At 72.9% G+C, this 19338-nt stretch carries 18 protein-coding genes and 2 tRNA genes; 13 read left to right on the forward strand and 7 right to left on the reverse strand.

The window, feature by feature from the left end; all coding sequences use genetic code 11:
* Positions 1-91: 91 nt before the first annotated feature.
* Positions 92-274 carry a hypothetical protein gene (locus ABFY03_RS25035; RefSeq protein WP_319009684.1) on the forward strand — a complete coding sequence of 61 codons (183 nt, stop codon included), beginning with the start codon at positions 92-94 and terminating at the stop codon, positions 272-274.
* 9 nt (positions 275-283) lie between these two features.
* On the opposite strand, the gene ABFY03_RS25040 is transcribed toward ABFY03_RS25035, so the two are convergent.
* Positions 284-1633, reverse strand: a complete 1350-nt coding sequence (locus tag ABFY03_RS25040) for an ABC1 kinase family protein (protein ID WP_319009683.1) — start codon at positions 1631-1633, stop codon at positions 284-286.
* Positions 1626-2840 (reverse strand): ThiF family adenylyltransferase, encoded by a 1215-nt coding sequence (locus tag ABFY03_RS25045; protein ID WP_346170898.1) that lies wholly within the window; start codon positions 2838-2840, stop codon positions 1626-1628. Before ABFY03_RS25045 ends, ABFY03_RS25040 begins: the two co-directional genes overlap by 8 nt.
* A 41-nt stretch (positions 2841-2881) precedes the next feature.
* Between ABFY03_RS25045 and ABFY03_RS25050 the strand changes: the two genes are divergently transcribed.
* The 4 genes from ABFY03_RS25050 (at position 2882) to ABFY03_RS25065 (ending at position 6788) form a co-directional block, all read left to right on the forward strand.
* Positions 2882-3544 (forward strand): M48 metallopeptidase family protein, encoded by a 663-nt coding sequence (locus tag ABFY03_RS25050; protein ID WP_386723602.1) that lies wholly within the window; start codon positions 2882-2884, stop codon positions 3542-3544.
* 112 nt (positions 3545-3656) lie between these two features.
* Entirely contained in the window at positions 3657-5318 is a 1662-nt protein-coding gene (locus tag ABFY03_RS25055; RefSeq protein ID WP_319009680.1) for a TerD family protein, read from the forward strand.
* A 14-nt stretch (positions 5319-5332) separates the two neighbouring features.
* Complete coding sequence (locus ABFY03_RS25060; protein ID WP_319009679.1) at positions 5333-6013, forward strand: AIM24 family protein; 681 nt, start codon at positions 5333-5335, stop codon at positions 6011-6013.
* 19 nt (positions 6014-6032) lie between these two features.
* Complete coding sequence (locus ABFY03_RS25065; protein WP_319009678.1) at positions 6033-6788, forward strand: AIM24 family protein; 756 nt, start codon at positions 6033-6035, stop codon at positions 6786-6788.
* Between the two features lie 67 nt (positions 6789-6855).
* On the opposite strand, the gene ABFY03_RS25070 is transcribed toward ABFY03_RS25065, so the two are convergent.
* Together ABFY03_RS25070 and ABFY03_RS25075 are read right to left on the reverse strand one after the other, a co-directional pair.
* Positions 6856-7377, reverse strand: a complete 522-nt coding sequence (locus tag ABFY03_RS25070; RefSeq protein ID WP_319009677.1) for an NUDIX hydrolase — start codon at positions 7375-7377, stop codon at positions 6856-6858.
* Positions 7374-8801, reverse strand: a complete 1428-nt coding sequence (locus ABFY03_RS25075) for a zinc-dependent metalloprotease (RefSeq protein ID WP_319009676.1) — start codon at positions 8799-8801, stop codon at positions 7374-7376. Before ABFY03_RS25075 ends, ABFY03_RS25070 begins: the two co-directional genes overlap by 4 nt.
* Positions 8802-8992: 191 nt before the next feature.
* Between ABFY03_RS25075 and ABFY03_RS25080 the strand changes: the two genes are divergently transcribed.
* From ABFY03_RS25080 to ABFY03_RS25095, 4 genes are all read left to right on the forward strand, one after another.
* Positions 8993-10102: an SDR family oxidoreductase gene (locus ABFY03_RS25080; RefSeq protein WP_319009675.1), complete on the forward strand. Its 1110-nt coding sequence runs from the start codon at positions 8993-8995 to the stop codon at positions 10100-10102.
* A gap of 80 nt (positions 10103-10182) precedes the next feature.
* Positions 10183-10644, forward strand: coding sequence for a molybdenum cofactor biosynthesis protein MoaE (locus ABFY03_RS25085; RefSeq protein WP_031013218.1), 462 nt, complete (start codon positions 10183-10185; stop codon positions 10642-10644).
* 139 nt (positions 10645-10783) lie between these two features.
* Positions 10784-10996 carry a hypothetical protein gene (locus tag ABFY03_RS25090; RefSeq protein WP_346170899.1) on the forward strand — a complete coding sequence of 71 codons (213 nt, stop codon included), beginning with the start codon at positions 10784-10786 and terminating at the stop codon, positions 10994-10996.
* An 84-nt stretch (positions 10997-11080) separates the two neighbouring features.
* Positions 11081-12169 (forward strand): YlbL family protein, encoded by a 1089-nt coding sequence (locus ABFY03_RS25095; RefSeq protein WP_346170900.1) that lies wholly within the window; start codon positions 11081-11083, stop codon positions 12167-12169.
* A 34-nt stretch (positions 12170-12203) separates the two neighbouring features.
* On the opposite strand, the gene ABFY03_RS25100 is transcribed toward ABFY03_RS25095, so the two are convergent.
* Complete coding sequence (locus ABFY03_RS25100; RefSeq protein ID WP_319009672.1) at positions 12204-12743, reverse strand: PPA1309 family protein; 540 nt, start codon at positions 12741-12743, stop codon at positions 12204-12206.
* Positions 12744-12878: 135 nt separating this feature from the next.
* On the opposite strand from ABFY03_RS25100, the gene ABFY03_RS25105 reads away from it, so the two are divergent.
* The 4 genes from ABFY03_RS25105 (at position 12879) to ABFY03_RS25120 (ending at position 18256) form a co-directional block, all read left to right on the forward strand.
* Positions 12879-15785, forward strand: a complete 2907-nt coding sequence (locus tag ABFY03_RS25105; protein ID WP_319009671.1) for a UPF0182 family membrane protein — start codon at positions 12879-12881, stop codon at positions 15783-15785.
* 43 nt (positions 15786-15828) lie between these two features.
* Positions 15829-15902: transfer RNA gene (locus ABFY03_RS25110), tRNA-Met, on the forward strand.
* 202 nt (positions 15903-16104) lie between these two features.
* Positions 16105-18135 carry a tetratricopeptide repeat protein gene (locus tag ABFY03_RS25115; protein WP_346170901.1) on the forward strand — a complete coding sequence of 677 codons (2031 nt, stop codon included), beginning with the start codon at positions 16105-16107 and terminating at the stop codon, positions 18133-18135.
* Positions 18136-18182: 47 nt separating this feature from the next.
* Positions 18183-18256 (forward strand) — tRNA-Met (locus ABFY03_RS25120).
* Between the two features lie 102 nt (positions 18257-18358).
* Here the strand turns inward: ABFY03_RS25120 and ABFY03_RS25125 are convergent.
* Positions 18359-18775 carry a Fur family transcriptional regulator gene (locus tag ABFY03_RS25125; protein ID WP_319009669.1) on the reverse strand — a complete coding sequence of 139 codons (417 nt, stop codon included), beginning with the start codon at positions 18773-18775 and terminating at the stop codon, positions 18359-18361.
* Positions 18776-18881: 106 nt separating this feature from the next.
* A complete protein-coding gene (locus ABFY03_RS25130; RefSeq protein ID WP_319009668.1) occupies positions 18882-19271 on the reverse strand; it encodes a CBS domain-containing protein in 390 nt (129 codons plus the stop codon).
* Positions 19272-19338 lie beyond the last annotated feature (67 nt).

Raw genomic sequence — 19338 nt, forward strand, 5'->3', positions numbered from 1 at the left:
CCAGGCGTCCCCGCGGGGGCCGGTCCGAACGGACCGGCCCCCGCGGTGCGTTGCCCCGCCGAGGCCGCCCCGCCGGGCTATCGTCACGAGGATGAACGAACCCCGCGCCGGGGAGGAGCCCGTGGCCTGCGCACGCTGCGGCAGGACCGCCGACCCCCTCCCGATCACCTGGACCTGCTCCGTCGAGAACGGCCGCCGCGAGTACTTCTGCGAGGAGTGCGCCCGCGCCAACATCCGGGCCATCGAGGGCCGCCTCGACTCCTCCTGGTGGTGAGCCGGGAGCTCAGGCCTCCAGGTCGAAACCGGGGAGCCAGGCGGACAGCTCGTCCCGCATGCGGACCGTCGCGTTCAGCTGGCAGAGCACCCCGATCGTGGACATCGTCACCCGGTGGATCAGCAGGTACGACGGCGGCAGGTTCAGCTGCCGCCCCAGCTGGTGCGCCGAGGACCGGGGATCGGCGATCCGGGCCGCCTGCGTCCGCATCCAGCCCCGGGTGAAGAGGAAGGACTCCGCCCCCGCCGGCTCGATGATCGGCAGCAGGTACTCCAGGACCTCGTCCGGATCGAGTTCCACCGACTCCCTGACGAAGCCCTCCTCCCGCAGCAGGTCGTACACCGGCTCCGCCTCACCGGCCAGGGCCATCCGCAGACAGGTACCGATCATCTCCGGGAACCCGCCCGGCAGCCGGTCCACCGTGCCGAAGTCCAGCACCCCGAGCCGCCACCCGGACGGATCGTCCGCGCCGTCCCCGCCGTCCGGCGGCAGCAGCCGGAAGTTCCCCGGATGCGGGTCGGCGTGCAGCAGTCCGGTCCGCGCCGGACCCGAGAACAGGAAACGGGCCAGCAGCTGACCGGCCCGGTCCCGCTGCTCCTGGCCGCCCTCCGCGATCACCTCCGCGAGCGGGACGCCCTCCATCCACTCGGTCACCAGCACCTGGTCCGCCTGGTGCACCACCGCCGGGACCACCACGTCCGGATCGTCCGCGAACACCTCGGCGTGCGCCTGCTGGGCCTTCGCCTCCAGGGCGTAGTCCAGCTCCTCCGTCACCCGCTCCCGCAACTCCGCGATCAGCGGCTTCACCTCGACGCCCGGCACCAGCGGCCCGAGCAGCCGGGCGAACCGGCTCAGCTGTGCCAGGTCCGACAGCAGCGCCTCCCCGGCACCCGGGTACTGCACCTTCACCGCGACCTCGCGGCCGTCGTGCCACACCGCCCGGTGCACCTGCCCGATCGACGCGGCCGCCGCCGGCTTGTCCTCGAACTCCAGGAAGAGATCGCGCCATTCCGCGCCGAGCCGCTCCTCCAGGACCCCGTGCACCGTCCGCACCGGCATCGGCGGCGCGGCCTCCTGAAGCTTCGTCAGCGCAGCCCGGTAGGGGCCCCCGATCTCCTCCGGCAGCGCCGACTCGAAGACCGACAGCGCCTGGCCGAACTTCATGGCCCCGCCCTTGAGTTCCCCGAGCACCTTGAACAACTGCTCCGCCGTGCGCTCCTGGAGCTCCCGGGCGACGAACTCGGCGGACTTCCCGCCGATCCGTTTGCCCAGGCCCCAGGTCGCACGGCCCGCGAAGCCCAGCGGCAACGCGGCCAACCTGGCGGTCCGGGTGACCGCCTTCCGGGGAAGATCAGACATGCGCCCCTCCAATTCCCAGACTGTCGTGCCGCGCAGGGCTGCGCCCCGCCATTGTGGACCGGGCCCCATCCGCTGCCGAGACGGCCACCCCCACCCTGCCTTGTGCGGCCCCGCAGGGACAGGCCGCATGCGGCACCAGCCGCTCGGACCGCCACCCCAGCGACGGCGCCGCCGCCTCCCAGCGGACGCCCGTGCTGGCCGGAAGCTCCCCGTCCAGGAAGGCCAGCGCGTGCCCCGCGGCCAGCCCCGCCACCGCCGTCGCCAGGGCCACGTCACAGGCCGGCAGCGGATGCGGCGCCCCCGAGCGCCACTGCGCGAGCAGCCGCGGCCACGCCGGGTCCCGGTCGGTCGCCTCCTCCTGGAGACACCGGGCGCATGCCGTCCCGCCCGGCAGCACCAGCGGCCCCACCACCCCCGTCGCCTCCAGCACCCCCGCGTACAGGTGCGGTACTCCGGCAGCCATCCAGGGCTCCGCCGCCACCGGATCCGGCACCAGCACCCCCAGCCCGTCCCGGTCCGTCACCACCACCAGCGACACCGGCACCCCGCCGTCCCCGCCGTCGGACCCGGCCCCCGTCCGCCGGCCCGCCCGCCGCGCGGCCACCGGACCGCGTGCCCAGCGCGCCACCAGCCGCCGCGCCGCCGCGCCCCGGCGCTCGCCGACCGCCTCCGCCGGCAGCCCGCCCGGCGCCGTCTCCCACGGCTCCACCCGGCCCCCGTCCACCACCTCCACCGCGCCGACACCGGCCGCCGCGAGCAGCGCCGCCACCGTCGCGCCCACCCGCCCCGCGCCCCGCACCCGCACCCGCCGCTCCCGCCGGGCCGCCAGCGTCCGCAGCGCCCGGTCCGGCTCCGGGCACACCACCGACAGCGCGGCCAGATCCGCCCGCAGCGGATCCAGCGCCGCGTCCACCGCGCCCGCCGCCGGACCCGACCGCCCCGGCCGCCCCGCCCCGGCCTCCACGAGGAGCCCCGCCGAGGCGAGCCGCCCCAGCAAGGCGTCCAGCCGCCCCTCCGGCAGCCCCAGCTCCGCCGCCTCCCGCCGCAGCAGCGCCGTCCCGCGCGTCCCGTCCATCAGCCCCAGCAGCCGGCCCGTCGCCGCGTCCACCTGGTCGAGCACCACCGCGTGCGCCGGCGCCACCCCGTACTGCGCGCACGTCAGACTCCGCCACGCCCGGCGCAGCGCCGGCTTCACCATCGGATGCATGTCCGCCCCCGTCCTCCTCCGCGTTCTCTCCCGGACCCAGGCTGCCCGCCGGCGCGGAACCGCGCCGAAAGTTGTCCACAGGCCCACCGGAAAGTCGTACGGTCGGAAAGTCGGACAGGTCACGTCACGCGAAGGGGATTCCACCGCGCCGCCCCGGTACCGTCGAGGGCGTGCCAGTCGAGATCCGCAGGAGCGCCCGCCGCACCCGTTCCGTCTCCGCCTACCGCGAGGGGGACCGCACCATCGTCCTCATCCCGGCCCGGATGTCGGAGGCCGAGGAGCGCCGCTGGGTCGGGGTGATGCTGGAGAAGCTCGCAGCCAAGGAGAAGGACAAGGAGCGCCGCGCCACCCGCGGCGACGCCGAGCTGGCCGAGCGGGCCGGCCGCCTCTCCGACCGGTACCTCGACGGCAGGGCCCGGCCCGACTCGGTGCGCTGGGTCACCAACCAGAACAGCCGCTGGGGCTCCTGCACCCCCGCCGAGGGCTCCATCCGGCTCTCCCACCGCCTCCAGCCGATGCCCGAGTACGTCGTCGACTACGTCCTCCTGCACGAGCTGGCCCACCTCCTCGTCCCGGGCCACGGCCCCGACTTCTGGCGGCTCCTGGAGGCGTACCCGCGGACCGAGCGGGCCCGCGGCTACCTCGAAGGAGTGGTCGCCGCCGACCGCCTCCCGCACCTTCCGGACGGCGATCACCCGGCCTGAGGCCGTGTTTCCCGATTCCGTACCGGAATCGACCCGCGCTGTCTCAATGTCGTTCGCAGCGGTTAGCCTGACGCGAGTCATTCGCCATCGGGATGGGGGACGGTCGTTACGCATGGCCAGGGAATTCCAACGCGGCCACAAGGCCAAGATCAGTGATCTGACCGCGGGCACCGATCTGTACGTGGGCGTGCAGATCGCGGCCCCCGGGCTCACCTTCGACATCAGCTGCTTCGGACTCGACGCCGACGAGCGCCTGTCGGACGACCGGTACTTCGTCTTCTTCAACCAGCCGAAGTCGCCCGAGGAGTCCATCCAGCTGCTCGGGGCGCAGTCCGGCGACACCGAGTCCTTCCGCGTCACCCTCGACCGGATCCCCCCGCAGATCCACAAGCTGTCCTTCACCGCCACCATCGACGGCAACGGCCAGATGTCGCAGGTCGGCCCCGGCTGGATCCGGATCGTCGCCGGCGGTGAGGAGGTCGCCCGCTACGCCTTCACCGGCGCCGAGTTCTCCACCGAGCGCGCGGTCATGCTCGGCGACTTCTACCTGAAGGACGTGTGGCGGTTCGCCGCCGTCGGCCAGGGCTTCGACGGCGGCCTGGAGGCCCTGCTGCGGAACTTCGGCGGAGAGGTCCTGGAGGAGGAGCAGCCCGCGGCCCAGCCGCCCGCCGCCCCCCAGCAGGCCGCGCCGGCCTTCGGCGCCCCCGCCCAGGCCGCGGCGCCCCCGGCCTTCGGTGCCCCCGCCGCCCCGGCCCCCGCTCCCCAGCCCGGCTACGGCCCGCAGGCACCGACCCCGCCGCCCGCCCCGCAGCCGGTGCACACCCAGCCCACCATGGTCGCGCCGCTCGCCCCCGCCCCGGTGCCGCCGCCGGCCCCCGCGCCGGGCGCCCCCGGACCGTACGGGCAGCCCCCGCAGGCCCCCTACGGGCAGGTCCCCGGCCAGACCCCGCCGCCCGCCGCCCCCTACGGGCAGCCGCCGCAGGCCCCGTACGGCCAGCAGCCCGGCTACGGTCAGCAGCCCGGCTACGGCCAGCCCGCCCCCTACGGGCAGCAGCCCGGCATGCCCCCGGGCATGCCGCCGCAGGGAGTCCCGCAGGGCGCGCCCGCCACCGGCGCCGGACTCGCCGCCGCGCTCGCCCCGTACAAGGAGACCGCCACCGGCGCCCGCTGGACCCCGCAGAACCAGCAGCTCATGCGGGTGGACCTGGCCATGGGCGGCACCCCCGTCCTCGCCCGCCAGGGCTCCATGGTCATGTACCAGGGCAAGGTCGACTTCTCCTACAAGGGCGCCGGCTTCGCCGGCCGGATCGTGGGCAACGCCACCGGCCAGGAGATGCAGCTCATGCGCTGCACCGGCCGCGGCCAGGTCTTCCTCGCCGAGAACGGTGCCCATCTGCACCCGATCGAGCTCCAGGGCGACGCCATCTGCGTCTCCGCGGAGAACGTGCTCGCCTTCGACGAGTCGCTCCAGTACGAGGTCCGCCGCATCGAGGGCCACGGCATCCCCGGCGGCGCCCTGTTCACCATGCAGTTCCAGGGCACCGGCACCGTGATCGTCAAGACCCACGGCGTCCCCGTGGTCCTGCCCGTCACCCCCACGACCTTCGCCGACTGCAACGCCGTCGTCGCCTGGTCCGCCGCCTCGCAGGTCATCCTCTCCAGCCAGGTCCGGCTCCGGCGCAACGCCTACCCCGGCCACAGCGGAGAGACCGTGAACCTCCAGTTCCGGGGCGCCCCCGGCAACTTCATCGTCGTCCAGCCGTACGAGGTCTGAGGGAGCCCGACACCATGAACCAGCAGCTCGCGGGCTATGCCCCGACCCCCATCGCGGCCCGCATGGAGAACCACGGCCGCACCATGCTCAAGGTCGCCATGGCCACCGGCCAGGACCTCTACGCCCGGTCCGGCTCGATGGTCGCCTACGAGGGCTTCATCAGCTACGAGCCCAACCCGCCCGCCGTCCGCCAGGTCGCCAAGGAGTGGGCCACCGGCGAAGGCGCGCCGATCATGAAGTGCACCGGCGACGGCCTGCTCTACCTCGCCGACTACGGCGCCGACGTCGTCGTGATCAACCTCCAGAACGACTCGATCTCCGTCAACGGCACCAACCTCCTCGCCTTCGACGCCCACCTCCAGTGGGGCGTCGAGCGGGTCAAGGGCCTCGCCAAGTTCGCCGGCCAGGGCCTGTTCAACGTGGAGATCGCCGGCACCGGCTGGGTCGCGCTCACCTCGCGCGGCACCCCGATCGTGGTCGACTGCGGCCGCGGCGAGGACGAGACGTACGTCGACCCCGACGCGCTCGTCGCCTGGTCGCCGGCGCTCAAGGTCAAGGGCAAGCGCAGCTTCAAGGCGTCCTCCCTCATCGGGCGGGGCAGCGGCGAGGCATTCCAGATGGCCTTCTCGGGCCAGGGCATCGTCGTCGTACAGCCCAGCGAGGACAGCAGCGACCGCCTGCGGGTCCGGGGCTGAGGGGGAGCGAGAACACATCATGCAGAGCCCGCTTTTCAACCACGCCGAGCAGCAGAGCCAGGAGCGGTACGTCATCCAGAACCCGCAGCTGCTGCGGGTCAGCCTCACCGGCCACGACGACGTCCTCGCCCGCAAGGGCGCCATGGTCGCGTACCAGGGGCTCGTCGACTTCGACGGCGAGTACCAGAGCTCCGGCCAGCGGCAGGCCCGCGCCCGCACCGGCGAGGGCCTCGACCTGATGCGCTGCTCCGGCCAGGGCACGGTCTACTTCGCCAACCTCGCCCAGTACATCCACGTCGTCGAGGTCGACCACGAGGGCCTCACCGTCGACAGCTCCTACGTGCTCGCGCTCGACACCAGCCTGCACACCGAGGTCATCGCCGTCGACAGCCAGTACGGGGTCTCCGGCACCGGCAAGTACCAGCTGAACATCACCGGCCGCGGCAAGGTCGCCCTGATGACCTCCGGCCAGCCGCTGATGCTCCAGGTCACCCCGGAGAAGTACGTCAGCGCCGACGCGGACGCCATCGTCGCCTGGTCCACCTCGCTGCGGGTCCAGATGCAGGCCCAGACGCACAACACCAGCGTCCGCAGCCGCCGCGGCAGCACCGGCGAGGGCTGGGAGCTCAGCTTCCTCGGCCAGGGCTTCGCCCTCGTCCAGCCCAGCGAGGTCATGCCCCCGCAGAACGCGGCGATCGGACAGGGCGTCGCCGCCCAGTTCGGCGTCGGCCAGCACGGCGCCCACGGCCAGAACCAGAACAACGCCTGGAACTGACCGCACGGCAGCGGCACGGCGAAGGGCCCCCGGGAGGACACCGGGGGCCCTTCGCCGTCACCTCACGTCACAGGCGGGCCAGCGTGCCCTCCAGCAGCCGCACCACCGAGGTGTCCGCGACCGCGGCCACCTCGTCGTACGCGTACCACCTCAGGTCCAGCGACTCCTCGCTGATCCGCTCCACCCCGTCCGCCGGGGCCAGCGCCGCGTACTGCACGTCGAGGTGCCAGTGGCACGGCGCCGGGATCGGATGCCGGTCGAGCCGCACCGGTCCGCCGGGCAGCAGCGTCAGCCCCGCCATGCCCGACTCCTCGGCGGCCTCGCGCAGCGCCGCCGCCTCGACCGTCGGATCGCCCTCCTCGCAGTGGCCGCCCATCTGGAGCCACATGCCCAGCTTCTTGTGCAGGGTGAGCAGGACCCGCCCGCGCGAGGGGTCGATCACCAGCGCGCTGCTGGTGAGGTGACCGGCCGAGCAGGGCTTGTACATGCCGTCCGGATGCGCGGCCAGGTGCTCCAGGTAGAGCTCGCGGAGCTCCGGCTGGCCCTCGTACCCCTTGAGGACGAGGACCGCGTCGTCGTGCAGCGTCACTTGGCGTCGTCCCCGTCCTCGGGCGCGTCGCCCTTGGCCGCCTCGCCGAGCAGCTTGTCCAGCTCGGAGAAGTCCAGGTGCTCGCGGTGGACGAAGCCGTCCGGGTCGTCGAGGTCGGTCGCCGTCGGCAGCATGTCCGGGTGCTCCCACAGGGCGTCGCGGCCGTCGACCCCGCGCGCGTCGGTGAGCGAGGCCCACAGCCGGGAAGCGTCCCGCAGCCGGCGCGGGCGCAGCTCCAGACCGATCAGGGTGGCGAAGGTCTGTTCGGCCGGGCCACCGCTGGCCCGGCGCCGGCGCAGCGTCTCGCGCAGCGCGTCCGCCGAGGTCAGACGGGTCTTGGCGGCCTCGTGGACCACCGCGTCCACCCAGCCCTCGACCAGCGCGAGCGCCGTCTCGAGCCGCGCCAGGGACGCCTTCTGCTCGGGCGTGTCCTGCGGCTGGAACATGCCCGACTGGAGCGCCTCCTGCAGCTGCTCCGGGTGGGTCGGGTCGAGCTGGGAGACGGCCTCCTCCAGCTTCGAGGTGTCCACCTTGATCCCGCGCGCGTACGACTCGACCGCGCCGAACAGGTGCGCCCGCAGCCACGGCACGTGGGCGAAGAGCCGCTGGTGGGCGGCCTCGCGCAGGGCCAGGTAGAGCCGCACCTCGTCGGCGGGCACGCCCAGGTCCTTGCCGAAGGCCGTCACGTTCAGCGGCAGCAGCGCGGCGCGGCCGGCCGGGCCGAGCGGCAGGCCGACGTCGGTCGAGCCGACGACCTCGCCCGCGAGCGCGCCGATGGCCTGCCCGATCTGCTGGCCGAACATGGCGCCGCCCATCGACCGCATCATGCCGATCAGCGGGCCCGCCATGGCCTGCATCTCCTGCGGCAGCACGTCGCCCATGGCCGTGCCGACCCGCTCGGCGACCGGGTCCACCAGCGCCTTCCACGCCGGGAGGGTCGCCTCGACCCACTCCGCGCGGCTCCACGCGACCGACGTGTTCGCCCCGGAGGGCAGCGAGGTGGCCTGGTCCAGCCAGAGGTCGGCGAGGCGGACCGCCTCCTCGACCGCGGACTTCTCGGCCGGGCCCACGCTGGAGTCCTTGACGCCGTCGGCGGTGCCCTGGGCGACCACCTGGCGGGCGATCTGCTTGGCCATGTCCCAGTTCACGGGACCGCCCTCGTAGCTGAGCATCTGCCCGAGCTGCTGGAAGGCCGCGCCCAGGTCCGTCGGGTTCATCGACCCGAACATCGCGGCGAACGGATTGTCCGCGCCGCCCTGGCCGCCCATGCCGGGGACGCCGAAACCGAACGGGTTCGCCCCGAACGGGTTGCCGCCCTGGCCGCCGGACCCCTGGCCACCTCCGGCGGGGTCCTTCTTCTTGCCTTCGTCGCCGTCCTCCGGCTCCTCCGGCGGAAGGCCGAATCCGAATGGGGTGTCACTCACAGGTTTCCTCGGCTCCTAGGGCCACCGGCCTTCTGCCGGCGGCGACTGCCCGCTGCACAACACCAGCGTAGACATCCGGGTCGGATATGGGCTCAAGTCTCCGCCGGGCCGTGCCCTGCGGCAGGATGGACGCCACCTGGTACGTACGCGTCATCCCCGTACGTACTGAAGACAACCTCTGGAGTCGGTCGGTGAGTTCCCCAGATCCGCAGGTTCGCGGAGCGCGAAACCACTCAACCCGGTCCGCCGCGCGCGGCCCCGTCGTCGCGGTCACCGGCGCCGCCACCGGCGTCGGCGCCCTGCTGACCAGGCGTCTTGCCGAGTCCGACGAGGTCCGGCAGGTCGTCGCCATCGACGAGCGGCGCGGCGAGGTGGCGGAGGCCACCTGGCATGTCCTCGACGTACGGGATCCGGCCATCGCGGAGAAGCTGCGCGGCGCCGACGTCGTCGTGCACCTCGCCGTCGACCTCGACCTGGAGACCGACCCCGCCGCCCGGACGGCCTACAACGTGCGCGGCACCCAGACCGTCCTCACGGCCGCCGCCGCGGCCGGCGTCCGCCGGGTCGTCCTGTGCACCTCGACGATGGTCTACGGAGCCCTGCCCGACAACGACATCCCGCTCTCCGAGGACGCCGAGCTCCGCGCCACCGCCGAGGCCACCGGCGTCGGCGACCTGCTGGAGGTCGAGCGGCTCGGCCGCCGCGGCTCCCGCGCCCACCCCGGCCTCAACGTGACCGTGGTCCGCCCGGCCGTCCTCGTCGGCGGTACGGACACGGCGCTGACCCGCTACTTCGAGTCGCCCCGCCTCCTGGTCGTCGCCGGCTCCCGCCCCACCTGGCAGTTCTGCCACGTGGAGGACCTGGTCAGCGCCCTGGAGTACGCGGCCCTGGAGAAGGTCGACGGCGAGTTCGCGGTCGGCTGCGAGGGCTGGCTGGAGCAGGAGGAGGTCGAGGAGCTGTCGGGGATCCGCCGCATGGAGCTGCCCTCCGCGGTCGCCCTCGGCGCCGCCGCCCGGCTGCACCGGATCGGCCTCACCCCGTCCCCCGCCGGGGACCTCGCCTACACCATGCACCCCTGGGTGGTCAGCGTCGGCCGGCTCCACGACGCGGGCTGGCGGCCCAGGTGGACCAACGAGGAGGTCCTCGCGGCGCTCCTGGAGGAGGTCCAGGGCCGGCACACGGTCGCGGGCCGCCGGCTCGGCCGCAAGGACGCCACGGCGGCGGGCGCGGCGGGCGCCACGGTGGCCCTGCTCGGCACCGCGGCCCTGGTGCGGCAGATGAGGAAGCGGCGCGGCCTGTAGGACCCTCCTACGGAGGGCCCCGGTCCACCGGTCGAAAACGCTATTCCGGGATGTCGGCGGCGTGCGGCACCATGGACCGCATGACCACGACGCACGACCACCCCGGTGAGCTGGCCGCGGACGACCCGATCAAGCTGCTCGCGATCCGCGACACCCCGCTCTCGGTCGACGAGGTCTTCCGGGCCGTGGGTGACGACGCCGCGGGCGGGACGACCCTGTTCGTCGGCACCGTGCGCAACCACGATGGCGGCGCCGACGTCGACGCGCTGGGCTACTCCTGCCACCCGAGCGCCGAGGCGGAGCTGCGCCGGGTCGCCGAGAAGGTCGTGGCGGACTACCCGGTCCGCGCCCTGGCCGCCGTCCACCGCGTCGGCGACCTCACCGTGGGCGACCTGGCGGTCGTCGTCGCCGTCTCCTGCCCGCACCGCGGCGAGGCCTTCGAGGCGTGCCGCAAGCTGATCGACGACCTCAAGCACGAGGTCCCCATCTGGAAGCACCAGACCTTCTCGGACGGCACAGAGGAGTGGGTGGGAGCCTGCTGACGGGTTGGGGCGCCGCGCAAGGCGGCGCGCCGACACCCCGTAGCCGAACGCCCGATTTGCGTAACCGGCCCCCAGGCCCGAGCGTTGTTGGCACAGATGAATAATCTGCTGATCAACTCACTGGGGATGGGAGGTCGGGATGGCAGCGCTGGCCTGGTTGCTGATTCCGCTTTTCGCAGTCGTCGGCGCGGCGATATGGGGAAGCTGGGTCCAGAGGAACAAGACCATAGGTGACGTGGCCGAGCTCGCCGGCTACGCCCGCTTCCGGGACGCCATGGAGCGTGCCCACCCGACCGCGCCCCCCTCCGCTCCGTTCCACCCGGCTTCCGAACCGGCCCCCGCGGAGTCCTGACGGCCGCCCCGGCCGCGCCCTGACGGCGTCCCGTACGGACCGCCCCAGGGGTGCGCGCACAGGCGAGTCCCGTACTGTCGTTCCATGCCACGCCGCACCGCGACGATGCTCGCCTCCACCCTGGTCCTGATCTGCCTGCTGATCGCCGGCGTCCTGATCCCGGTGCCGTACTCGGAGATGAGCCCCGGACCCACGGTCAACACGCTCGGCGAGGCGCGCGGCGAGCCGGTCCTCCAGATCTCCGGCCGCAAGACCTACCCGACCGACGGCCACCTCAACATGACCACGGTCAGGGTCACCAGCGCGGACTACAAGATGAACGCCGTCGAGGCCGTCTACGGCTGGCTGACCCACGACAACGTGGTCGTGCCGCACGACACCCTCTACCCGGACGGGAAGACGGAGGAGGAGTCGAGCCAGGAGAACGCCGAGGAGTTCAGCCAGTCGCAGGAGAGCGCCAAGGTGGCCGCCCTCGACGAGCTCGGCATCCCCTTCACCACCCGGGTCGTCGTCGCCTCCGTGGTGAAGGACTCCCCGGCGGAGGGCACCCTCCACGCCGGCGACGTGATCAAGGCCGTCGACGGCGTGAAGGTCACGAAGCCGGCCGACGTCGCCGCCCAGGTGACCAAACGGAAGCCGGGCGAGAAGGTCGAGTTCACCATCGTCCCGGCGAAGGAGGCGGCGGCCGCCGAGAAGGCCCACAAGGAGGCCACCGTCACCCGGAAGGTGGTCCTCACCACCGCGAAGTCCGAGGAGGGCGACCGGGCGATCGTCGGCATCCAGGCCGGCACCGACCACGTCTTCCCGTTCACCATCGACATCAAGCTGGCCGACGTCGGCGGCCCCAGCGCCGGTCTGATGTTCGCGCTCGGCATCGTCGACAAGCTGACCCCGGAGAGCCTCACCGGCGGGAAGTTCGTCGCCGGCACCGGCACCATCGACGACGACGGCAAGGTCGGCCCGATCGGCGGCATCCAGATGAAGCTGGTCGGCGCGCGGAACGCGGGTGCCGAGTACTTCCTCACCCCCGCCGACAACTGCGCCACCGCCGCCGGCGACACGCCCGAGGGACTCACCCTCATCAAGGTCGACACGATCGACGACGCGACGAAGTCGCTGGAGAAGCTCCGCGCGGGCGACACGGCGGGCCTCCCGCGCTGCTCGAAGGGCTGAGCCGGTACGGGACCGGCCCAGCGCCCCGGACGGCTCAGCCCTCGAAGGTCGCGGCCAGCGCCTCGGCGAGCCCCGGCACCAGGTCGGGGCCGGTCAGCACCTCGGTCGGCGAGTCCTTCTCGCGCAGCCGGATCGCGGCCTCCCGGGTCCCGTCCCGCAGCACGGCGACCGTCATCCGGACCTCCTGGCGGTCCGGGTGCGCGGCCACCCACTTGTTCAGCCTGGCGCCGCTCAGGTCCTTGGGGACCTGGGCCTCGGCCGACGGCGGCAGCATCAGCCGCTCCACCGTGAGGGCGCAGCCGGCCACCGCCTCCGGCCAGGCGATGGTGCCGAGGAACTCGTCCAGCGGCTTGCCCTTGGGGATCTCCTCCTGCTCGATGGGCGTGTAGGCGGTCGCGTCCTCGCCGAGCTTCAGCGAGGGCGCCTGGGCCCGCAGCCGGGCGGTGTCGACGAGGGCGAAGAGGCGGGCGGGCCGGTCCCAGCCGAGACCCGAGGCGTACTCGTCGATCTCGAGCACCGCGCGGGTGAGGGGACTGGAGGCCATCGGCGGGCCCGAGGGGGAAAGGTTGGACATGACCAATATCCTGCCTCCTCTTCCCCCGGAGACGGGAACTAGGTAAAGCGTCAGTAAGTTGCATCAGTGGGCTCTACGATCGCGGAGCCCGTTTTCCGACGCATCAACACCGAGGGGCGCACGTTGGCTTTCCAGATGCCGGACCGTGGCGGCAGCCCGTCCGGGCCAAGGATCAGAGTCGGCCGGCCGTCCCGGCGGGCCCGCACCCTGCTGATGACACTGGGCGTGCTGGCCGTCCTGGCCATGGCGTTCGTGATGTTCGCCGGGTTCTGGACGGACTGGCTCTGGTACCGCTCGGTCCACTACTCGTCCGTGTTCACCACCACCCTGTGGACCAAGATCGGGCTGTTCGCCGTCTTCGGCGTCCTCATGGGGCTCGTCGTCGGCCTCAACATCTGGCTGGCGTACCGGCTGCGCCCGCCGCTCAGCGCCATGTCGCTGGAGCAGCAGAGCCTCGACCGGTACCGGATGGGCGTCGCCCCCTTCAAGAAGTGGGTGCTGCTCGCGGTCACCGCCCTGGTGGGCCTGATCGCCGGCGCCTCCGCCTCCGGCCAGTGGCGCACCTGGCTCATGTGGGTCAACGGCGTGGACTTCGGCGAGAAGGACTCGCAGTTCGGCAAGGACGTCTCGTTCTACGCCTTCGACCTGCCCTGGTACCGCTTCCTGCTGGCCTTCGGCTTCGCCGCCGTGGTGCTGTCGCTGATCGCCGCGGCGATCACGCACTACCTGTACGGCGGACTGCGGGTCACCAGCCCCGGTGCCCGGGCCACCGCGGCCGCCACCGGCCACCTCTCGGTGCTGCTCGGCGTCTTCGTCGCGCTGAAGGCGGTGGCGTACTGGCTCGACCGGTACGGCCTGGCGGTGAAGTCCAGTGACTTCAAGGCCACCGGCAACTGGACCGGCCTGCGGTACGTGGACGCCAACGCCTACCTCCCGGCGAAGACGATCCTCTTCTGCATCGCCGTCATCTGCGCCGTGCTCTTCTTCGCCACCCTGTGGCGCCGCACCTGGCAGCTGCCGGTCATCGGCTTCGGCCTGATGGTGCTCTCCGCGGTGCTGATCGGCGGTCTGTACCCGGCGATCGTGCAGAAGTTCCAGGTCCAGCCGAACGAGCAGGCCAAGGAAGCCCCGTACATCCAGAAGAACATCGACGCCACCCGCAAGGCGTACGCGATCGACGAGACCAAGCTGGAGAACTACTCGGGCAAGTCGACGGTCAAGGCCAAGGACAAGCTGCGCGCGGACGCCGACTCGGCGGCCGCCTACCGCATCCTCGACCCGAACATCGTCTCGCCGACCTTCCAGCAGCTGGAGCAGAAGCGGAAGTACTACCAGTTCCCGACGACGCTCGACGTGGACCGCTACGAGGGCCAGGACGTCGTCATCGGACTGCGCGAGCTCAACATCCGCGGCATCCCGAAGCGGAACTGGATCAACGACCACTTCACCTACACCCACGGCTACGGCGCCATCCTGGCCCGCGGCACCCAGACCGACGCCAACGGCTCCCCGATCTTCACCGAGTCCGGTCTGCCGACCACGGGTGACCTCGGGAAGTACCAGCAGCGGATCTACTACGGCGAGAAGACCGACCAGTACTCGATCGTGGGCGGCCCCCAGAAGGAGCTGGACTACGAGGAGAACGGCGAGAAGACCACCAGCTACGAGGGCAAGAGCGGCGTCAGCCTGGAGAACGCCTTCAACCGCGCCGCGTACGCCGTCGCCTTCAGCGAGCCGCAGATCCTCTACTCCGGGGCCATCGGCGACGGCTCGCGGATCCTGTACAACCGCACGCCCAAGCAGCGCGTCGAGGCCGTCGCCCCCTGGCTGACCATCGACGGCGACGCCTACCCCGCCGTCGTCGACGGCAGGATCCAGTGGATCGTCGACGCCTACACGACCAGCAACGGCTACCCGTACGCCTCGCGGACCACGCTCGGCGACACCACGGCCGACTCGCTGACCGTCGGCAACCAGCAGCGCGCGGTCGTCGCCCAGCAGAACCAGGTCAACTACATCCGCAACTCGGTGAAGGCCACCGTCGACGCCTACGACGGCACGGTCAGCCTCTACCAGTGGGACACCGAGGACCCGGTCCTCAAGACCTGGATGAAGGCGTTCCCCGGCACGGTGAAGCCCAAGTCCGAGGTCAAGGGCGACCTCCTGGAGCACCTGCGCTACCCGCAGGACATGTTCAAGGTGCAGCGCGAGCTGCTGACCCGCTACCACGTCACCGACCCGGCCCAGTTCTACAGCGGCTCGGACGCCTGGCAGGTGCCGGACGACCCGACCAACAAGGACAACGTGGCCGTGCCGCCGTACTACCTGAGCATGAAGATGCCCGGGGACACGGCCCAGCGCTTCTCGCTGACCACGACGTTCACCCCCAACGGGCGGCCCAACCTGGGCGGCTTCATGGCGGTCGACGCCGACGCCACCAGCAAGGAGTACGGCCGGCTGAGACTGCTCCGGGTCACCGAGGACGTGCCGGGACCGGCGCAGGTGCAGAGCAAGCTCAACGGTCTGCCCGACGTGGCCACCTTCGTCCGCGACATGAAGGGCGCCGACTCGGACATCCAGTACGGCAACCTGCTCACCGTGCCGCTCGACGGCGGGTTCCTCTACGTGGAGCCGGTCTACGCCCAGGGGCGGAACGCGCTCTACCCGCTCCTGAAGAAGGTCGCGGTGTCGTACGTGGACGCCGACCAGCCGGGCGGCGACACCACCAAGGACACCACGGTGTTCGAGAACAACCTCACGGACGCCCTCAACGCGGTCTTCGGGGTGGAGGGCACGACCCCGCCGCCCACCCCGCCGGGCACCGAGCAGCCGCCGTCCACCCCGCAGCCCCCGGCCTCGGCGGACGCGGCGCTGAAGCAGGCCATCGCCGACGCCCAGAAGGCGTACGACGCGGGCGAGGCGGCCCTCGCGAAGGGCGACTGGGCGGCCTACGGCAAGGCCCAGGACGACCTCCAGGCCGCGCTGGAGAAGGCCGCGGAGGCCGGCGCGAAGATCCGGCCGCAGGGGGCTTCCGGCAGCTGACCTGCGGGCTTCACCCCGCGTCGTGATAGTGTGACGTCACCGACGCGGGGTGGAGCAGCTCGGTAGCTCGCTGGGCTCATAACCCAGAGGTCGCAGGTTCAAATCCTGTCCCCGCTACTGACACGAGGGCTCGGATCCATAAGGATCCGGGCCCTCGTCGCGTGTCGTGCTGACGGAGGGCGCCGAAGAGCGGTACGGAAGGGGCGAGTTGAGGCGTCTCGTGTTTGACTTGTCTCTCTGTGGGCATGTCGACAAAACGCTGAGGTGACCTCACGGGCTGCGGTATACCGGGTGTGCGCGGGTTGCGGGTGGTGCGACGATGGTATTTATGGGGGACAGGGCAACTCTGTTGGAGACAGGGCGGTTTGTGCAGCGGCACGCCAGAAACGCCGCGGACGAGATCATCGAGGCAGTGGCCGCCGTCGATGCGGTCGTCGACACCACCGCCGGAACCGGGACCCTTCCGGACGCCGGTCCGGAGACCGAGGCCGAGACCGAGGCCGAGACCGAAGGCCGGCACCGGAGGGCCGCCGAGCGCGGTGACGTCGACGCCATGAGCGCCCTCGGCGCCCTGCTGCTGCGCCGCGGCGACCTCGACGGCGCCGAGCCCTTCCTGCGCGCCGCCACCGCCGAGGGCGACCGGGCCGCCGCCAACAACCTCGGCGTCCTGCTCCACCAGCGCGGCTACCCCGACGAGGCCGCCGGCTGGTGGCGGGTCGCCGCCGTCGCCGGCTCCGCCCCCGCCGCCCACGCGCTGGGCCGCCACCACCGCGAGCGCGGCGACGAGCCCGCCGCCGAGTACTGGCTCCGCCAGGCCGCCGAGCAGGGCCACGCGCTGGGCGCCTACGCCCTCGCCGACCTCCTGGAGCACCGCAGCGACGTCGGCGCCGAGCGCTGGCTCCGCGCCGCCGCCGAGCAGGGCCACCGCGAGGCCGCCTACCGCCTGGCGGTCGCCCTGGAGCGGCGCGCCACCGAGACCTTCCGCGGCCCGCACGCCTACGGCCCCGCCGCCGCCGCGGGCCGCGTCGGCCACGCGTACGACACGGCCGGCCGGCTCCGCGCGGCGGATCTCACCCGTACCGGCGAGGACCGCCCGCGGGCCGTCGCCCCGCCCCGGACCGCCGAGGCCGCCGGCGCCGGGCTGCTCGGCGAGGCCGAGCAGTGGTTCCGGCAGGCCGCCGCCCGGGGACACCGGCGGGCCGCCCTGCACCTCGGCGCCATCCTCGAACACCGCGGCGAGCTGAAGGAGGCCGGCCGCTGGTACCTCAGCGCCGCCAAGGAGGGCGAGGCCAAGGCCGCCTGCGCCCTCGGCTTCCTGCTGCGCGACGCCGGCGACGAGGAGAGCGCCGCCGTCTGGTGGCTGCGCGCCGCCCAGGACGGCGACGGCAACGCCGCCAACGCCCTCGGCGCCCTGCACGCCGCCCGCGGCGAGCAGCAGACCGCCGAGCGCTGGTACCGCGCCGCCATGGACGCCGGCGACGTCAACGGCGCCTACAACCTCGGGCTGCTCTGCGCCGCCCAGGACCGCCTGCCGCAGGCCGAGCAGTGGTACCGCCGCGCCGCCTACGCCGGCCACCGCGAGGCCGCCAACGCGCTCGCCGTGCTGCTCCTCCAGGCCGGCGACGCGAACGGCGCCGAGCCGTGGTTCTCCAAGGCCGCCGAGGCCGGGTCGGTCGACGCCGCCTTCAACCTCGGCATCCTGCACGCCGGCCGTGACGACGACCGGGCCGCGCTCGCCTGGTACGAGCGGGCCGCCGCCGCCGGCCACACCGAGGCCGCCCTCCAGGTCGGCATCGCCGCCCTGCGCGACGGCGACGAGCAGACCGCCGAGCGGCACCTGCGCTGCGCCGCCGGCGGCGGCAGCGCCGAGGCCGCCTTCCGGCTGGCCACGGTCCTCGACGCCCGCCGGCCCGAGCCCGGCCCGGTGCTCCTCGGCGCCCCGGTGGACCAGAAGACCGAGTGCGAGGAGTGGTACGAGCGGGCCGCCCAGCAGGGCCACCGGCGCGCCCAGGTGCGGGTCGGCATGCTCGCCGCCGACCGCGGCGACCTCACCGAGGCCGCCCGCTGGTACCGGGAGGCCGCCGAGGCCGGCAGCCGCAACGGCGCCTTCAACCTCGGACTGCTCCTCGCCCGCGAGGGCAACGAGCGGGAGGCCGCCCTCTGGTGGACCCGGGCCGCCCGGGCCGGACACGGCCGCGCCGCGCTCCGGCTCGGCCTGCTCGCCGCCCGCCGCGGCGAGCTGTCCGAGGGCCGCACCTGGTGCGCCCGCGCGGTGGAGCTCGGACCGGCGGAGGTCGCCGAGCGGGCGGCACGGCTCAGCGAGGCGCTCCACGAGGAGCTCACGGCATAAAGCGATTTGCTCCTGTCACCGGGGTCCCGTAAGGTGGTGTTCACCGACGCGGGGTGGAGCAGCTCGGTAGCTCGCTGGGCTCATAACCCAGAGGTCGCAGGTTCAAATCCTGTCCCCGCTACTCAGTAGCCCGAAGGCCCGGACCACACGGTCCGGGCCTTCGGCGTTCCCGTGTGCGGAGACGCGAAAGAGGCGCCCCCGAGGGGGCGCCGCTCTCTTCCGGCTAGGCCGCCGCGCAGTTCGGGCAGAGGCCGCGGTAGGTGACCTCGACGTTCGAGATCGTGAAGCCGAACCGCTCCGCGTCCGGCAGGTCCCGCAGCGGGTCGCCCGCCGGGTGGACGTCCCGGATCGCGCCGCAGCCGGCGCAGACCAGGTGCTGGTGCGGCCGGTGGGCGTTGGGGTCGTACCGCTTGGCACGGCCGTCGGTGGCGACCTCGATGACCTCGCCGAGCGTGACCATCTCGCCCAGCGTGTTGTAGACGGTCGCACGGGAGATCTCGGGCAGGCGCTCGACGGCACGGGCGTGCACCTCGTCCGCGGTGAGATGCACGTGCTCGCCGTCGAGGACCTCGGCGACGACACGGCGCTGTGCGGTCATCCGCCAGCCGCGTCCGCGCAGTCGTTCCAACAGGTCGCTCATGAGGGCCAGCGTAACAGCGGGCGCAAAACAGGCCGAGCGGCTTCCGTCCAGTGGGATACCGGCCAACCGCGCCCGGCCACCCCTCCCCGGCCGACTCCCGCCCCGCTCAGTCCGCCGCCACGCTGTGCGCCGGGAGCCAGCAGCGGATGATGTCCCGGACCGAGACCATGCCCACCGGCCCGAGGTGGTCCAGGACGACCAGGTGGCGGAAGCCGCCGCGCGTCATCGCCTCGGCCGCCTCCTCCAGCGTCCACCCGGGCGCCGCGAAGACGACCTCGTGGGTGGTGTGGGAGCCGGCCGTCTCCCGGTCCGGGTCCTCGCCGCGGCCGAGCGAGTTCAGGATGTCGCGCTCGGTGAGGATGCCGATCCCGGAGTCGCCGTCGAGGACGACGGCCGCGCCGACCCGGCGGGCGGACATCAGCCGGGCGGCCTGCCGGAGCGTATGGGCGGGGCCGACGGTGAGGATCACGGTGCTCATGGCGTCACGGACGAGCATGGATGGGGCCACCTCCTCGGCGAAACGCCCACGTGAGGCGATTCACAAACGCACAAGTGCGGGGAGT

The organism is Streptomyces roseofulvus, from assembly GCF_039534915.1.
In the GTDB taxonomy this organism is placed as follows: Bacteria; Actinomycetota; Actinomycetes; order Streptomycetales; family Streptomycetaceae; genus Streptomyces; species Streptomyces roseofulvus.

Excerpts from the sequence above, each read along its gene's own strand:
- ABFY03_RS25035 (WP_319009684.1), top strand. The coding sequence starts at position 92 with ATGAACGAACCCCGCGCCGGGGAGGAGCCCGTGGCCTGCGCACGCTGC.
- ABFY03_RS25040 (WP_319009683.1), bottom strand. The coding sequence starts at position 1,633 with ATGTCTGATCTTCCCCGGAAGGCGGTCACCCGGACCGCCAGGTTGGCC.
- ABFY03_RS25045 (WP_346170898.1), bottom strand. The coding sequence starts at position 2,840 with ATGCATCCGATGGTGAAGCCGGCGCTGCGCCGGGCGTGGCGGAGTCTG.
- ABFY03_RS25055 (WP_319009680.1), top strand. The coding sequence starts at position 3,657 with ATGGCCAGGGAATTCCAACGCGGCCACAAGGCCAAGATCAGTGATCTG.
- ABFY03_RS25060 (WP_319009679.1), top strand. The coding sequence starts at position 5,333 with ATGAACCAGCAGCTCGCGGGCTATGCCCCGACCCCCATCGCGGCCCGC.
- ABFY03_RS25065 (WP_319009678.1), top strand. The coding sequence starts at position 6,033 with ATGCAGAGCCCGCTTTTCAACCACGCCGAGCAGCAGAGCCAGGAGCGG.
- ABFY03_RS25085 (WP_031013218.1), top strand. The coding sequence starts at position 10,183 with ATGACCACGACGCACGACCACCCCGGTGAGCTGGCCGCGGACGACCCG.
- ABFY03_RS25090 (WP_346170899.1), top strand. The coding sequence starts at position 10,784 with ATGGCAGCGCTGGCCTGGTTGCTGATTCCGCTTTTCGCAGTCGTCGGC.
- ABFY03_RS25095 (WP_346170900.1), top strand. The coding sequence starts at position 11,081 with ATGCCACGCCGCACCGCGACGATGCTCGCCTCCACCCTGGTCCTGATC.
- ABFY03_RS25100 (WP_319009672.1), bottom strand. The coding sequence starts at position 12,743 with ATGTCCAACCTTTCCCCCTCGGGCCCGCCGATGGCCTCCAGTCCCCTC.
- ABFY03_RS25105 (WP_319009671.1), top strand. The coding sequence starts at position 12,879 with ATGCCGGACCGTGGCGGCAGCCCGTCCGGGCCAAGGATCAGAGTCGGC.
- ABFY03_RS25115 (WP_346170901.1), top strand. The coding sequence starts at position 16,105 with ATGGTATTTATGGGGGACAGGGCAACTCTGTTGGAGACAGGGCGGTTT.
- ABFY03_RS25125 (WP_319009669.1), bottom strand. The coding sequence starts at position 18,775 with ATGAGCGACCTGTTGGAACGACTGCGCGGACGCGGCTGGCGGATGACC.
- ABFY03_RS25130 (WP_319009668.1), bottom strand. The coding sequence starts at position 19,271 with ATGCTCGTCCGTGACGCCATGAGCACCGTGATCCTCACCGTCGGCCCC.